This is a genomic window from Dactylosporangium sp. NPDC049525 (assembly GCF_040676755.1).
Classification (GTDB): Bacteria; Actinomycetota; Actinomycetes; order Mycobacteriales; family Micromonosporaceae; genus Dactylosporangium.
Genome location: NZ_JBFAPO010000116.1, coordinates 1 through 14,074, shown reverse-complemented (window position 1 = coordinate 14,074; position 14,074 = coordinate 1). Strand labels below are relative to the sequence as shown.

Sequence of the window (14,074 nt, the reverse complement as noted above, 5' to 3'; positions counted from 1 at the left end):
CGCACGCTGGACGAGCTGGTGTCGGAGAACGGGTACGTCCGGGTGACCCAGTGGGCGATCCGGATCTTCTTCATCCTCGTCGACGCCCTGCCGGTAATCCTCAAGGTGCTGACCGGCCGTACGACGTACGACGAGCTGCTGTCCATCGAGCTGGCGGCCCAACGGGAACTGTACGAGCTTAGTACAAAGGATCTCCTGCGCCGGGCCGGAGCGGCCGTGGTCGGTCACGTGGAGGTGCCCGTGCCGATCGACCGCGAATTCAACGTCGAATCCGCCGAACGGATCGGCCCGCCTACGGCAGCAGCGGCACCAAATGTGGGAGCGTCGACGACCGAGATAGACCACGTAGGCGCAACGGCTGCGGCGGCGCATGCACCACCCGCTGGCTCCGCCCTAGACGCGCCCCCCGTTATGACTCGGTGGCCGTCGCTCTTCGAAGACGAGGACACCTACGCCGACCTGCCACCCAACCCATCGCCAGGGTCGCCGCATGCGACGCTTCGAGCTAGGCAGACCTCGCTGGAGCTACTCGATGCCGCGGTGAATGGCAGGGCGCATGCTAAATGAGAGCCAGGCCCCGACCACAGACGAGCAGCCTGCAAATGAGAGTGACCCCACCGATCACCTCGACTAAACCTGGCCGGCTGCCGTCGTAAATCCATTCAATTAATAGCCGCGATACGGATGGTCTTGGCGTCACCTCAGCTGCCGAAGATCACTTGCAGCAGTTGAGGTCCAGTCTCGATCAGGACGACGTTTGCGCTGGAGTCATTCGGTGTGTCGTTGTCAGTCCGTGTTGCCGGGTCTGAGGCTGTCGTATTGCCGACGTGGACAGGTGTCAGGGCAGTGGCCGACTGCGCATGCTCGGCTGCAGCGAGCATCAGCGACCTCGGCGAGGACACGGCCATCGCGTCCTACACGTCCGCGGCGAGGTCGTCCTCATCCCGCTGCCGTCCGTCGTAGCCCGAGCCATCGAACGTGCTGTCGACGGACGCACCGACGGGCCGATCCTTCGCAGCACTCTCGGCACCAGGATGAGCCGGCAAGTCGCGACGCGCCGGCTCAGCACCTGGCCGCCACCGCCGGTATCTTGATCGAATCCATCGCGGGATCTTGGCAGTTCACCCCGGCAGGCACAACAGCCGGAACGACTGGACTGGCGCAACGGACGTGGTACCGGCTTCCACTCATGCCGCCCGTCCGGGAGCGCAGTAACGAGGTCAGTGGTGCTCCATCCAGAGCAGCACGTCAAGGACCCGGAAGGCGCTCGTCCCGACCGGCACTGCAGGGACAGCTGCCACGAGGTCGACAAGCTGGCCGTGCAATCCTTCCTGCAGGCGTCGACGGAGTGGCTCCCAGAACACCGTCGGCTCGCCCAGCGCCCTCATGACCACGGCGTCCTGTACTTGTCGGCGGTCGTCCTGCTCGGTACGCCACTCCCGCCGGCCTGATCTACAGGGCCGGTGCGCGCGTGGCAATGACAGTGCACGTGATCATGTGAGCCCGACGTGCCGCCCAAGTGCCTATTCTCGGGCTAGGGCATCTGGGGCCGAGGCGTGATCACCGTACCACTGTCGACCAACCCGAATGACTTCCTCTAACCGCACTTCCCGGCCTGCTCGGACTGTGGATCTTCAAAACTTGCCGCACTCCCGGCATCGAGTAGGCATCGACGATGTGGTGATCGGCGCCCGGGCAATGTCACTTGCCTGAGTGGAAACTGGAGAGTAGCTTTCCCTTGAGGAAAGTACATGACTGCTAGGGAAGGAGCCGGTATGACCACCGCCGCCGATCAGTCGGACCAGCGGATCCAGGGCCTGCCGGTGTGGTATCTGGTGCTGGCCGGGGCGCTGGTGGCCAGTTACGACATCAGCCACGAAGCCCCCAGCGGCAGCCCGGCGCGCAGCCTGTTGCCACTCGGGATCCTGCTGCTGCACCTCGTGCTCTGGGTCAGTGTGCTGCGCCGGCGGTTCCGCTACACGCGTGCCGTGCTGCGCTCGCCCCGCACGCGGGTGCTCGCCATCGGCCTGGCGGTCATGCGCGGGCTGTTCAGCATGCTGCTCGGTCGGCTCTACACCGGCCCGCACCCGCACCTGGTGATCGGGCTCCTCATGTTCGTGGTCGTGCCGGTGGGCATCTGGTGCGACCAGTGGCTGATCCTGCGGGTCCTCCGGAGGGAACACGAGCGTGCCACCGCACCAGCCGACAGCGCCACCGACCATGCCACCGCCTGACGATGAGCCCACGCCCCAGCAGGCGGCGCGGTATCTGCGGGAGCTGACCACCCGCCGCCATCAGGCGGCGCGCGTGCGCCCGCCGAGCTGGCTGCGATGGCTGAGCGGCGTGGTACTGCCGGTGGAAGGACTCGCCCAGGACCTGTTTCCATCGGCATCCGGGGCGATCAGCCTCGGCGTGATCGCCGCGCTGCTGATCCTCGCGCTCGCGGTGCGCTTCAGGCCGGTCGGGGCCGCCCTCGGCTACCGCGCGTCGGCGCGGGGGCGGCCGCCGACCGGCGTCTCCGTGGTGACCATCGGTGGGATCGTCGCGATCATCGCCGTCGAGTTCGCTCTGCACCAGATGACGGAGCAGACCCACTGGCAATGGAGCCACACGGTCACCGGGGTCGTCGTCGGCCTGCTGCTCGCGCTGGGTCTGCGCTGGGCCGTCGAGCAGGCCTACCGGGAACATGATGAGGAGACAGGCCGCGATGGCGACTGAGGGACTGCAGCAGACGCTGCTCGATCCGACCCGATTCTCGATCGTGTCACTGCTGGCGGCCACCGACTGGGCCGAGTTCGGCTTCGTCCGCGACACCGTCGGACTATCCGACTCGGCACTGTCCAAGCAGGTCGCGACGCTGACGAACCTGGAGTTCGTCGAGGTCGACAAGGGCTACGTCGGCAAGCGGCCGCGCACCTGGATCCGGCTGAGCACCACTGGCCGCTCCGCACTGGGCCGTCACATAGCCGCGTTGCAGCGCATCGCCGCCACCGCGACCGAGCAGGGCACCGCCCACCGCACCGACCGAGGCCCGGCAACGGCGTGATCCCGCACCCGCCGGTACACACTCAGGCGCCGCGACCACCTGGAGCGCGGGCGGCACGTCGGCTCTGTGTGCGCCGCTGTCGACCGGCCCGGGCTCCGGCCAGCGCTCGCTCGGCGCCAGGCGCTTCGGGCGTCCCCCACAGTAGGCCGGACGGGTCCGGGGCGGTCACGCGCCGCCCCGACCCCCCGTTCGCCTGATTGAACCGGCCCGGCCCCGCATGCGTACCTGTACGCAGGCATCGTCTGCGCATCGTGGACACAAGGGGAGAACGCCGTGACGGCTGCGAATCAGAGCGTGACAGGACCGGTCGCGACCAGGAGCGGCGGCGGCTCTGCCCTCGGGCATCCGCGGGTCCAGGCCATGGCGGCGTTGTGGGGGGCGGTGATCCTCAACCTGATCATCATCGAGGTGCTGTTCTTCGCCACCGACCCGGCGAAGAACGCGCTGCACGCGACCGGGAAGTTCCTCGGCCTGCACGCGGCCCTCGCCATGTTGCTGCAGCTGGTGCTCATCGCCCGGCTGCCGTGGCTCGACCGCCGGCTCGGCATGGACCGGCTGACCTCCTGGCACCGGTGGACCGGCTTCTCGCTGTTCTGGCTGGTGCTGCTGCACCCCACGTTCGTGATGCTCGGTTACGCCCAGGCGTACAACAGCACCTTCCTGAAGCAGGCGTCCAACCTCATCGGCATGGGTCCGACCATGATCGGCTTCATCGCTGTCGGCATCATCGCGGTCGCCGCCGGCCTCTCCGTGCGTCTCGCCCGCCGCAAGCTCTCCTACGAGACCTGGCACGCCGTGCACGTGCTGCTCTACGTGGCGATCGTGCTGGCGCTGATCCACCAGATGTACGAGGCCTCCACGTTCACCGCCACCACCGTGTCCGCCGTGTACTGGTGGAGCCTCTGGGCCTTCGCCGGCCTCTCCCTGATCACCGGCCGGATCATCATGCCGCTGCGCCGCAACGCCGGGATGCAGCTGCGGGTCGCCGCGGTCGTGCCCGAGGCGGACAACGTCGTCTCCGTCCACATGACCGGCAAGGACCTCGACAAGCTGGGTGCGCGCGCCGGGCAGTTCTTCATCTGGCGGTTCGTCGGGTACAACAGCTGGTGGAAGGCCAACCCGTTCTCGCTGTCGGCGGCGCCCGGCCACAACGCGCTGCGCCTCACCGCGAAGGCCGTCGGCGAGACCAGTGCCGGGCTGCGCAACGTGCCGGTCGGGACGCGGGTCTTCGCCGAGGGGCCGTACGGCGCCTTCACCAGCATCCACAAGACCCGCGAAGGCACGGTGCTGATCGCCGGCGGGGTCGGGGTCACACCGATCCGGGCGCTGCTCGAGGAGCTTTCCGGGCCGATTGCGGTGCTGTACCGCGTACAGAGCCTTGCCGACGCGGTGCTCCTCCCGGAGATGGAGCAGCTCGCGCGGATGAAGGGCGCGCAGGTCCACGTGCTCTCGGGCCGCACCGGCGCGGGCAACCCGCCGAACATCCCGTTCGCCCCGGAGAACCTGGTGCGCCTCGTTCCGGACATCCTGGAGCGGGACGTGTTCGTATGCGGCCCGCCAGCAATGACCGACGCGGTGCTGAAAAGCCTGCGTCAGCTCAAGGTGCCGCCGCTGCAGATCCACGCGGAGCGGTTCGCGCTGGCGAGCTGAGCCCTTCTTCTCGCCGATCTGCCGCCGTCGGCCGCCGTCAGCCGCGGCGGCGGTAGAGGCGGTGTTCACGATCGCCCGACTACGTCGCCCGGTCCATCACCAACCTCGGTCTTTCGCTAAGTGTTGATCAAGGGCGGCGTTCTGAGAGTTGATCTTTCTTGGTCCGGGGTTCGGCGTTTGGGCGTGACGGTGGTCCGGCGCGTGGCCGGGTTCCTCCAGGGCTGATCGCAGGGTCGGTTGGGTTGGTTCAGCCGACCGGTCGGGGCAGTGCGGCGAGACGGCCGTACGCAGCGACGAGATCTGTTGCCCAGGGCCAATGTTCGGCGATGCGAAGGCGGATGCGGCGGGCCGAGGTGGTGAGGCGTGCGGCGACGTGCAGCAGTCGGTAGCGCAGCTTCTTCGGTTCGGCGACGGCGAGGTCGCCGTGCAGGAGCAGCATCTGGGTCCAGGAGAGCAGGTCGATGCCGGTCAACGCGAGTTGCAGCCAGGCGGCGTTGATGGCGAAGACGCGGGAGGGGAACCGGCCGAAGCCGGTGTCTTTCCCGGTGCGGATGCGGTCTTCGACGCGGGCGTGGCCGCGGTGGCGGGCCTCGAGGATCTGCACCGACCGCCACCGGCTGGGGTGTCGGTCGCCATGACCTGATGGCGTAAGCCTTCGACGGTGTCGAACAGCGACAGTTGGGCACCCGGGTGCGGCACTTCGCGGCGGGCGATGAACCGGGTCCCGGGCGGGAAGCCGTCGTCCGGGACGAGACCGGTCAGTTCGCACACGTCGGCGCCGTCACGGGGTTCCCCGTCACTGTCGAGGGCCGGCACCCACCGACTGTGCGTTTTGGCGGTCAGGATCGCCTGCCGGATCGGTTCGGTGATCGCGACTCCGATGGAGAATCGGGCGTCGACACCGTCACCGCGCAGGCCACGGATGTGGGCGAGCAGACCCTGGGTGCAGCCGGCCGAGTCGGCGCGGATCAGGATCGGGGTCCCGTGCCGGAACTGGTCCGGGATCTGGGTGAGCGCGTCGTCCAGGACGGTGATGTGGTCGGCGGTGGTGTTCGACCCGGACCGCCCTTCACGCAGCGTCCCGGAAAGCGCTTCGCGGGTGTTGTCCAGGAAGCAGAACAGCGGGTGGTAGCCGAACGAGCGTTTCCAGGTCGGGGTGGCCGCCTCCTTCTCGGAATGGCAGATGACGATGGAGGCGTCCAGATCGAGGACCAGGCCGGGAACGGGTAGCCCGGCCGCGGTCGTTTCCGGCAGCCTACTACGGACGTCGATCCGTTGCGCCCAAGCGGTTTCCCGCGCCTGCGCCCGCGCGGTGGCGAGCCGGCGCAGCATGTCACTGTCCATCATGGACAGCAGCCGCCACGCGGTCGGGTTGGACGCGGCCGGCCCGAACAACTGCGCCTGGTCCCGCAGCACGGCCAGGTCCGCGATCGCCTCACCACCGTCGGCCAGCATGACGGCCAGATCGACCGCGACCCGACCAGGATCGTGACCACCGCGACGCTGCCGCACACCGGCGAGCGCATCGCTGCACGCCGCGGTCAGGCCGGTCACTGCGGCGACATCGGCGAGGAGCCGGGCACCGGCATGGCTGACCACGCCACGCCCGTCACCACTCACCACGATCTTCGGGCGCGCTCCGGTACGCCGCACCATGCAGGTGCCCTCCGGGCGGGATGGATATGACCCTAGACAAGTCCTATCTTCCCAGCTCAGACGGCACCTGTTCTCTATTGACCCACCATGTGGGCAGCCCATAACGAAGGGCTGAGGCTAGGATCCGGCGATGGCAACCTATAGCGGACCGGATGACCTGAGCGGCACCGAGTTCATCGAGACAAACTTTGCGGGCAGCGTGTTTCGCGAGGTGGATCTGAGCGGTGTCCGGATCCGCGGTGCCCTGCTCAACGGCGCCGACCTCGACGGGGTGATCGACGGGCTGCGGGTCAACGGCGTCGAGGTTGCACCGCTGGTCGAGGCCGAGCTGGACCGTCTGCACCCGGAGCGCACGCGACTGCGTCCGTCCACACCGGACGGTATGCGGATCGCGTGGGAGACGGTCGAGGCGTTCTGGGCGCCGACGATGGCGCGGGCGGGATCGATGCCGGAGCAGGACGTTCACCGGTCGGTGGACGGGGAGTGGTCGTTCGTGCAGACGCTGCGGCATCTGGTGATGGTCACCGACCTGTGGTTCGGCCAGGCGGTGCTGGGGCGGGACCGGCCGTACCATCCGCTCGGGCTGCCGGCGGCGTTCATCACCAACGGCGCGGACCTCGGCATGGACCTGGCTGCCGAGCCGAGCCTCGCCGAGGTGGCGGCGGTCCGGGCCGACCGGGTGGCCGAGGTGCGGGAGTTTCTCGCCACCGCCACCCAGGAGGACCTGGACCGGGTCCGTGAGCCGGAGGTGCCGTCCGGCTGGCCTTCGCCGGCCCCTCGTGCCGCCTCCGCGTGCCTGCGGGTCATCTTCAACGAGGAGTGGGCACACCACAGCTTCGCCGTCCGCGACCTCGACACGATGGGAGACTCGAAGAGCGCGATCTGACGTCGGCTAAGGCCGGTCACTGCGGCGACATCGGCGAGGAGCCGGGCACCGGCATGGCTGACCACGCCACGCCCGTCACCACTCACCACGATCTTCGGGCGCGCTCCGGTACGCTTCACCATGCAGGTGCCCCCCGGGCGGGATGGATATGACCCTAGACAAGTCCTATCTTCCCAGCTCAGACGGCACCTGTTCTCTATTGACCCACCATGTGGGCAGCCCATAACGAAGGGCTGAGGCCAACTCGTACTTGCAGGCGCACGCGTTGACCGATCCGGCCAATGCACTTGAACCCGCAGGTGCCCGAACGCTGATTTGCCGACGCCCTGGCAATTGGCCATTGGACGACCTCACTCCAGGCAGTTGCCCGCTGTGACCCATCGACATACCTTCGTCGGCGAGCGTCGCCTATCGCGACTGCTTGAGGTAGAACGATGGGGTGATCATTGTCGTGACGGGGCCTAGTGCGGCCGGAAAGTCGACATGGTGTCTTCGGCACTTCCCAGAGCACACAGTGCCCGAGTACGTTCCGAGCGGCGAGGACATGCCCGGACCGTCGCCCGCCGAACAGGCGGCCTTCTGGTGCGAGGTCAACACTCGGCGGTGGCTGCAGGCTGAGCACCAAGAGCGCCGCAGCGGATTGGCCGTCTGTGACGATGATCCACTGAAGCTGCATTACGCCTGGTCACTCGCTCGTATCGGGGAGCTGTCGTGGCGACATTGGCAGGCCGAGATCGATGTTCACCGCAGAGCCGTAGCGGATGGAAAGCTCGGGTTCGCAGATCTCATACTGGTTTCCACGCCCACGGAAGAGGAGCTTCGCCGGCGACGCGACGCCGACCCCGTCCGGCGCCGTCGCAACTTCGACCTCCATGTCCGGCTGATCGAACCTCTGCGGCAGTGGTACCAGGCCGTTGAGCGCGTCGGCGCCGCCCAGGTCTTGTGGGGACTGCCCACTGCCGGTCTGCCAGCTAAGCTGCCGCCACCCAAAGACAACCGATGCGACATCGACGTCTACGACGCCGTTTTAGCAGCCTTGCCAAGGCTTCCGGCAACGACGGAATCTGAAACTCTTCGATCAAAATCTTGAGCGCTCTCATTCGATTGCACACGGATCTGCCGCAACCGGAGCTCGCCCGCCAATCATCCACATGGGTGGGTCCCGAACTCGCGAACAACAGAATCGGACGTCGGGTGGTGGGACCCGAGCACGCCGAAAAACGGGTCCCGAAGTCGGTTCTGTCCCGCAAAAGGCGACCGATGTTCGTCATGATCCGAGCCAGCTTCGACCTCCTGCGGAAGCGCGTGCTACTCGCACGTTGACCCCTTGTCAGGCGAAGCGTTCCCAGGACCGGACGTATTCGGTGGCAGAGAAAACCAGTAGTTCACGGTCGGCCCCTGAGTTGCCAGACCGGCACCCATTGATTCGTAGAGGCGACGCGCGGCCAGATTGTCCTCCCCTGTGATGAGGAACATCTTGCGGGCGCCGAGCTGTGCGCCAGCCTCCATGAACGAGCGCAACAACCCTCGACCGATGCCTTGGCCCCGACAGGACTCGAGCACCTCTAGGTTGTGCAGGTAAAGCATGCTGTTCCCGTCCGGTCTGGCCAACACGTATCCCCAGCACCAGCCCTGGACTTCTTGACCATTCACAGCAATGAACGCGATGGTCCCGGGCGACCGCACAAACGCAGCAGCGCCGGAGGCAAGTCCGGTGAAGCGCCGAGTCGCTTGCTGGAGAACATCAACGGCGGCTGACGAGGCACGAACGATCACCAAGACATCCTGTCCCACCTCGACGAGACCGTTTACGCCAGCCACCAAGATCAATCACTCCTCGCGGGACAGACCGCCGAAGTCACGGACGAAGCCAGGCCGAACACCCGGCACACCAGCCCCGGACGCCCACCAGGATCCAAGAGCAAGACCACCGCCACCCGCCACGACGTCGGCAGAACCACCAAGCGCGACAAGACCCTCAAGGACCGACAGCAGCCCGCAGGTCGCTGCCCGATGCGCGTAGTCGCCGCCTTGCTGGCCGAGCAGGACGCCGCGGGTGATATCGCGTCGCATCGGAACCTGCTGCCGATGTTGGCTGCCGTCCGGAGTTACGGTGGCGGGATGGGCGGCGAGGTGGCCCCGTTCACGGTCAGCGTTGGCGAGGACGCGCTTGACGAGTTGCGGCAGCGGCTGGCGCACGCCCGGTGGCCGGAACCGGCGACTGTGGCGGGCTGGAGCCAGGGTGTGCCCCTGGACTGGCTGCGGGAACTGTGCGGGTACTGGCAAAGCGGTTATGACTGGCGGCGCCTGGAGGACCGGCTCAATGGGGTGCCGCAGTTCACCACCGAGCTGGACGGCCTCGACGTCCACTGCATGCACCTGCGCTCACCCCACCCGGATGCGCTGCCGCTGATCGTGACGCACGGCTGGCCGGGCTCGGTCGTGGAGTTCCTGGACGTCGTCGAGCCGCTGGTCGACCCCGTTGCCCACGGCGGCGAGGCGCGCGACGCATTCCACGTGGTGTGCCCGTCGCTGCCGGGCGTCGGGTTCAGCGCCAAGCCCGCCGAGCAGGGCTGGGGGCCGGCGCGGATCGCCCGGGCGTGGGCGACGCTGATGACCCGGCTGGGCTACGAGCGGTTCGGCGCGCAGGGCGGCGACTGGGGAGCGATGGTGACCACGGCGCTGGCGACACAGCGGCCCGAGCGCCTGGTGGGCATCCACCTCAACATGTTGCCGGTGGCCGGCCGCGACCAAATCGCCAATGAAGACCTGACCGACTTCGAGCGGCAGAGCCTGGCCGACGCCGCCGATCACAGGGAATGGGGCAGCGGCTACGCCCTGGAACAGGCGACCCGCCCGCAGACCGTCGGCTACGGGCTGGTCGACTCCCCGGTGGGCCAGTGCGCCTGGATCGCCGAGAAGTACTGGGCCTGGACCGACCACGACGGTGATCCCCTCGACGCACTCAGCCGCGACCAGATGCTCGACAACATCAGCGTCTATTGGCACACCGCAACGGCCGCGTCGTCAGCCCGCATCTACTGGGAGGACGGCTTTGCCCGGCCATCGGGCCGCAGCGCTCGCCGGTTCGAACCGCTCGCCGTGCCGGTCGGCTTCTCGGCCTTCCCGCGCGAGATCTTCCGGCCGTCACGGCGCTGGTGCCAGTCGTACTACCCCGACCTCCGCTTCTACGAACAGCCGCCCCGCGGTGGCCACTTCGCCGCCTTCGAACAGCCGGAGCTGTTCGTCGACCAGGTACGACGCGCCTTCCGGACGATGCGCTGACCGGTGCCGCCGGCGACGCTGCCGTCTCTGCTGCGGCGCGCCACCGAGCCGATGCCACAGCAGAGACGGCACAGCGGCCTTCGTGCTGCCGCGCTCATGGGGCTGGACACACCCGGCGTGCTATCCGTGTGCCGGTCGCGGCACCCGTTCGCGGGGGCGGCGCCCCGACCGGACTGCCACCGCCAAATCGCGTGATCAAGCTTGGTCGGAGTAACCCGAGGTTCTTAAGGACGATCCAGCACGGCGCTGAGGAACCGGGTGTCCAGCCACGGTGGCGTCGCTGCCGGCCGAACGGGTCGGACAGGTCCCGGCCGTACCGCGCCGCCACGGCCGCCGCTTGACCCTACGGAATCCCGGTGCCGACGGAAAGCCGTGACTGGCACGGCATCGTTACCCTTCGCTGGGCTGCGGCCGTTTTCGATGACGAGCGCCGTTTCGTGGAGGTCACCTTGACAGACGGATCATCCGAGACGGCACCGGACGCCACCTCGACGCCTTCGGAGAGCAGCCGCACCCGCCGCCTCCAGGCCGTCGTTGCCGTGATCGGACTGGCCGGGATCCTGGCCAGCCCAATCCTCGGCTGCCTGCTGGGTGCGGCCAACAAGGAGAATGACGCCAACCGGCGAACCATTGCTGATCAGCAAGCGACGATCGACCGGCTGCGCGCCGAAAACGGCCTGCTTCAGGTGCTGGCCGCGAATCCCGTCGTCCAGGCCGACCCGGGCCCGGCGATCGGGCGGCAGCTTCGAAGCGGAACGCTCACCCTCCCGTTCCTGTACTGCGCCGACCTGGACACCAACGCGCCGGACTGGCGGATGACGAACGCGGACTGCGGCAATGGCCCCGATGTCCTGCTCGGCCAGGACTTTCAGGGACTGCGGGCGACTGCGTGGGCAGAACTGGTGCCAAGCGAGCGAGCCTCGTTCGCGGGATGCCGCAGCGAAGGAACGTACGGCGGAGCGATCCCATACGGCCAGCTGCAGCCGAAGACGCTGATCTGCGTACGAACCAGCGCGGACAACGTGGCGCTGTTGGAGGTCGTGACGATCGACGGCGCACCGACGCACCCGGACAAGATCACCTTCAATGTGACCGTCTGGACCCCGTAACCCGCCCGCAAGGCCGACCAAACCGACCGCAGCGGCCCTTGATCACGTGCGACCTCATGCCGCGATCAGGGCGTCGATCTTCCTGTCGGGCTACCGGATCTGCCGATGAACGCGCTGATCTTGGTCGGCATATAGCCAGAGCTAACGACATTGTCGTATATGGCGGACCTGGCGTGAAGGCGATTTAGGGTGATATCCGACAATTGACAGACGTTGACGGTTACCCTCGAATCTAGTACCCATCTACCACGCGCCCTCCTTGGCTGGCCTCTGTATGCTCACGTCGGTATCACAACAACTGCCGAAAGGGTTAATAGTGATCTTCCGGCGAAACAATCAGGATGACCGTGCGCTGCGGTACTTGGTCTACCTGTCCGAAGTGAAATTGCAAATGCTATTTGATCAGATCGGCGAGCCCGCACGCCGCAGCCTTGCCGCTGAACTCAAGCTCGACGTGAAGCTCCTTAGCTTGACGCTAAGTAGTCCTAGCGTCGATCCAGCGCTACGTCAACGCAGTCGGTTGGCGAAACTCGCGCTGATTGAGGAACACGTGAAACGACATCATGCCATCGGAGACGCCACCGCCACCCATGGATACATCAAGGCCCAGATGGACATGGATTGGAGTCCGGTTGGCGATGAGACAGTGCTGTTTTGTGGGTATACCACCGACAGTCTCGTAACGCTCGGGGGTTCCACAAGCCATTTGATTGGAATGCCGCCGTCGGAGGGTCGGATCGGCTCACACCCCTACGTGATTCGACAGGCGTTAAATACTGATTTCGGAGTCACCACGGCTCATGCCGGCGTCGATGGACTGGCTCGCAGCCTGGCCTTAGCGGCCGCGGAGGTCTACCGCATGCCGCAGCGCGTCGAATTTCTCGCCCGAGTTATATCCCGCGGACTGCTTGACGTTCAATCTTGTCGTCGAGAGTACCTGCTTGCCACTCCGTTGTACGTAGAAGTGATCGACGCCCCCGCCGGAAGCTGAGGACGCGAACATGGTGCAAGGTTTCGTGAAGTGGTGGAACAGCGAAAAAGGCTTTGGTTTCATTACGCAGGACTTCACCAAAATTGACATTTTTGCACACTATTCCAAAATTTCTACCAACGGATACCGAGAGCTCGTCGATGGTCAGCGCGTTGAATTCGACATCATCCAAGGTCAGAAAGGGCCAATTGCTGACAACATTCGACCGATTCAGTCGGCGACCGCCCAGGCCGCAGGCAGGACACCAGCAGGCACCTCGCCATCGGTCGCGCAGACACTCCCGCCATCGCCCGCCTCGGGCGACCGCTCGGATGTGGCCCCACCAAGAAACTCTGGCGCCAGCCCGGCAGGATTCCCTCTTGAGAGGGGAGACCCCAGAACAATAGACAGCTACACCCTCGTGAGCCGACTCGGCGAGGGTGCGATGGGCACCGTCTACCTGGCGCGCGATCAAGATGGTAGCTACGTGGCGCTGAAAGTCATTCGTGCAGACCTTGCACACGACGCAGTTTTCCTGCGTCGATTTGATATCGAGGCTCAGCATGCCGCACGCTTGGATGCTACGTACACAGCGAAGGTCATCAAGGCAGTTACGGATGGACCTATCCCGTATTTGGCCACAGAGTTTATCCAAGGACCGACCCTCGAAGCTGAGGTTGCTCGCAGCGGCCCACTGTCCGCGGCGAACGCAAAGGCGCTTGCCATCGGCAGCGCGGCGGCGCTCATCTCGATTCACGACGCCGGGATCGTGCACCGAGACCTCAAGCCGTCGAATGTCATGCTTTCATACTTCGGTCCAAGGGTCATCGATTTCGGCATCGCCCGGTCGCTTAGCTCTCTAACTCGCCACACCAGAGTTGGCGCTCCTGTCGGCACCCCGATGTACATGTCTCCCGAACAGTTCCAGGAGCAGGAAGTTACCAGCGCGTCGGATATCTTTTCATGGGCTGGCATGATCGTCTTTGCGGCAACCGGCCATCCGCCGTTCGGAGACGAGGACACTCCATACTTTAAAATCATGTTTCAGATCATCGATGGGGAGCCAAGCCTCGCTGGCGTGCCTCGAGACTTAATCAAGCTTGTCGAGGCAGGACTCAGCAAAATGCCAAGCGCACGTCCGGCCGCCCGACAGATCTTGGCCTCGCTCGTCGGTGGGTCAGCCGGTGATCCTGCTGCTGCTGCCGACCGAGCCATTGGTGGCCTGCTCCACGGCCGATAGCATGCGCGGCGCTCGGCATGCGGGCAGTTGTGATATCCAGCCCTGCGGTCGGCCGAAACTCGAGATCAGTACTTCAACGACGCTGCCACTGCCCCAGACGGGTTGAAGGCGGCTTGTGCCGCGTTCTGCCGGCGCCTACCTTGGCCACCGTCGCAGCAGCGCTCATCGACCAATGGGCACACAGCCACGCGATAGAGGTCAGCGCCACCATCGACCAGACCCAGATCGAGCG

General features: G+C 66.2%; 13 protein-coding genes and 1 pseudogene. 11 read left to right on the top strand and 3 right to left on the bottom strand.

Annotated elements, in window-relative coordinates:
- Positions 1–567, top strand: a 567-nt coding sequence (locus tag AB0K00_RS56830; RefSeq protein WP_363539894.1) for a DUF4407 domain-containing protein, incomplete at its 5' end; no start/stop codon positions are given.
- A gap of 653 nt (positions 568–1,220) precedes the next feature.
- Here AB0K00_RS56830 and AB0K00_RS56825 read toward each other — a convergent pair.
- Positions 1,221–1,388, bottom strand: coding sequence for a DUF6308 family protein (locus AB0K00_RS56825; protein ID WP_363539892.1), 168 nt, complete (start codon positions 1,386–1,388; stop codon positions 1,221–1,223).
- Positions 1,389–1,775: 387 nt separating this feature from the next.
- Between AB0K00_RS56825 and AB0K00_RS56820 the strand changes: the two genes are divergently transcribed.
- The 4 genes from AB0K00_RS56820 to AB0K00_RS56805 all read left to right on the top strand — a co-directional run bounded on the left by AB0K00_RS56820 (position 1,776) and on the right by AB0K00_RS56805 (position 4,696).
- Positions 1,776–2,234 (top strand): hypothetical protein, encoded by a 459-nt coding sequence (locus AB0K00_RS56820; RefSeq protein WP_363539890.1) that lies wholly within the window; start codon positions 1,776–1,778, stop codon positions 2,232–2,234.
- Complete coding sequence (locus tag AB0K00_RS56815; protein WP_363539888.1) at positions 2,221–2,718, top strand: hypothetical protein; 498 nt, start codon at positions 2,221–2,223, stop codon at positions 2,716–2,718. Before AB0K00_RS56820 ends, AB0K00_RS56815 begins: the two co-directional genes overlap by 14 nt.
- Positions 2,708–3,046 carry a transcriptional regulator gene (locus AB0K00_RS56810; RefSeq protein ID WP_363539886.1) on the top strand — a complete coding sequence of 113 codons (339 nt, stop codon included), beginning with the start codon at positions 2,708–2,710 and terminating at the stop codon, positions 3,044–3,046. The genes AB0K00_RS56815 and AB0K00_RS56810 overlap by 11 nt, the downstream gene beginning before the upstream one ends.
- 273 nt (positions 3,047–3,319) lie before the next feature.
- Entirely contained in the window at positions 3,320–4,696 is a 1,377-nt protein-coding gene (locus AB0K00_RS56805) for a ferredoxin reductase family protein (RefSeq protein WP_363539884.1), read from the top strand.
- 247 nt (positions 4,697–4,943) lie between these two features.
- Here the strand turns inward: AB0K00_RS56805 and AB0K00_RS56800 are convergent.
- Positions 4,944–6,352: pseudogene (locus AB0K00_RS56800) on the bottom strand (IS1380 family transposase).
- A 130-nt stretch (positions 6,353–6,482) separates the two neighbouring features.
- On the opposite strand from AB0K00_RS56800, the gene AB0K00_RS56795 reads away from it, so the two are divergent.
- Together AB0K00_RS56795 and AB0K00_RS56790 are read left to right on the top strand one after the other, a co-directional pair.
- Complete coding sequence (locus tag AB0K00_RS56795; protein WP_363539882.1) at positions 6,483–7,238, top strand: DinB family protein; 756 nt, start codon at positions 6,483–6,485, stop codon at positions 7,236–7,238.
- Positions 7,239–7,677: 439 nt separating this feature from the next.
- Positions 7,678–8,328 carry a hypothetical protein gene (locus AB0K00_RS56790; RefSeq protein ID WP_363539880.1) on the top strand — a complete coding sequence of 217 codons (651 nt, stop codon included), beginning with the start codon at positions 7,678–7,680 and terminating at the stop codon, positions 8,326–8,328.
- A gap of 218 nt (positions 8,329–8,546) precedes the next feature.
- Here AB0K00_RS56790 and AB0K00_RS56785 read toward each other — a convergent pair whose 3' ends face one another.
- Complete coding sequence (locus AB0K00_RS56785) at positions 8,547–9,014, bottom strand: GNAT family N-acetyltransferase (RefSeq protein ID WP_363539879.1); 468 nt, start codon at positions 9,012–9,014, stop codon at positions 8,547–8,549.
- Between the two features lie 345 nt (positions 9,015–9,359).
- Between AB0K00_RS56785 and AB0K00_RS56780 the strand changes: the two genes are divergently transcribed.
- From AB0K00_RS56780 to AB0K00_RS56765, 4 genes are all read left to right on the top strand, one after another.
- Positions 9,360–10,523, top strand: a complete 1,164-nt coding sequence (locus tag AB0K00_RS56780; RefSeq protein ID WP_363539877.1) for an epoxide hydrolase — start codon at positions 9,360–9,362, stop codon at positions 10,521–10,523.
- A 356-nt stretch (positions 10,524–10,879) separates the two neighbouring features.
- On the top strand, positions 10,880–11,632 hold the full coding sequence (locus AB0K00_RS56775) for a hypothetical protein (protein WP_363539875.1): 753 nt from the start codon (positions 10,880–10,882) through the stop codon (positions 11,630–11,632).
- A 361-nt stretch (positions 11,633–11,993) separates the two neighbouring features.
- Positions 11,994–12,623 (top strand): SAVMC3_10250 family protein, encoded by a 630-nt coding sequence (locus tag AB0K00_RS56770; protein ID WP_363539873.1) that lies wholly within the window; start codon positions 11,994–11,996, stop codon positions 12,621–12,623.
- A gap of 10 nt (positions 12,624–12,633) precedes the next feature.
- Entirely contained in the window at positions 12,634–13,842 is a 1,209-nt protein-coding gene (locus AB0K00_RS56765; protein ID WP_363539871.1) for a cold shock domain-containing protein, read from the top strand.
- Positions 13,843–14,074: the final 232 nt, after the last annotated feature.

Bases quoted from the DNA above. Each gene is read 5' to 3' on its own strand.
- AB0K00_RS56815 (WP_363539888.1), top strand. From the start codon at position 2,221: ATGCCACCGCCTGACGATGAGCCCACGCCCCAGCAGGCGGCGCGGTAT.
- AB0K00_RS56810 (WP_363539886.1), top strand. From the start codon at position 2,708: ATGGCGACTGAGGGACTGCAGCAGACGCTGCTCGATCCGACCCGATTC.
- AB0K00_RS56780 (WP_363539877.1), top strand. From the start codon at position 9,360: ATGGGCGGCGAGGTGGCCCCGTTCACGGTCAGCGTTGGCGAGGACGCG.
- AB0K00_RS56765 (WP_363539871.1), top strand. From the start codon at position 12,634: ATGGTGCAAGGTTTCGTGAAGTGGTGGAACAGCGAAAAAGGCTTTGGT.
- AB0K00_RS56795 (WP_363539882.1), top strand. From the start codon at position 6,483: ATGGCAACCTATAGCGGACCGGATGACCTGAGCGGCACCGAGTTCATC.
- AB0K00_RS56825 (WP_363539892.1), bottom strand. From the start codon at position 1,388: ATGAGGGCGCTGGGCGAGCCGACGGTGTTCTGGGAGCCACTCCGTCGA.
- AB0K00_RS56820 (WP_363539890.1), top strand. From the start codon at position 1,776: ATGACCACCGCCGCCGATCAGTCGGACCAGCGGATCCAGGGCCTGCCG.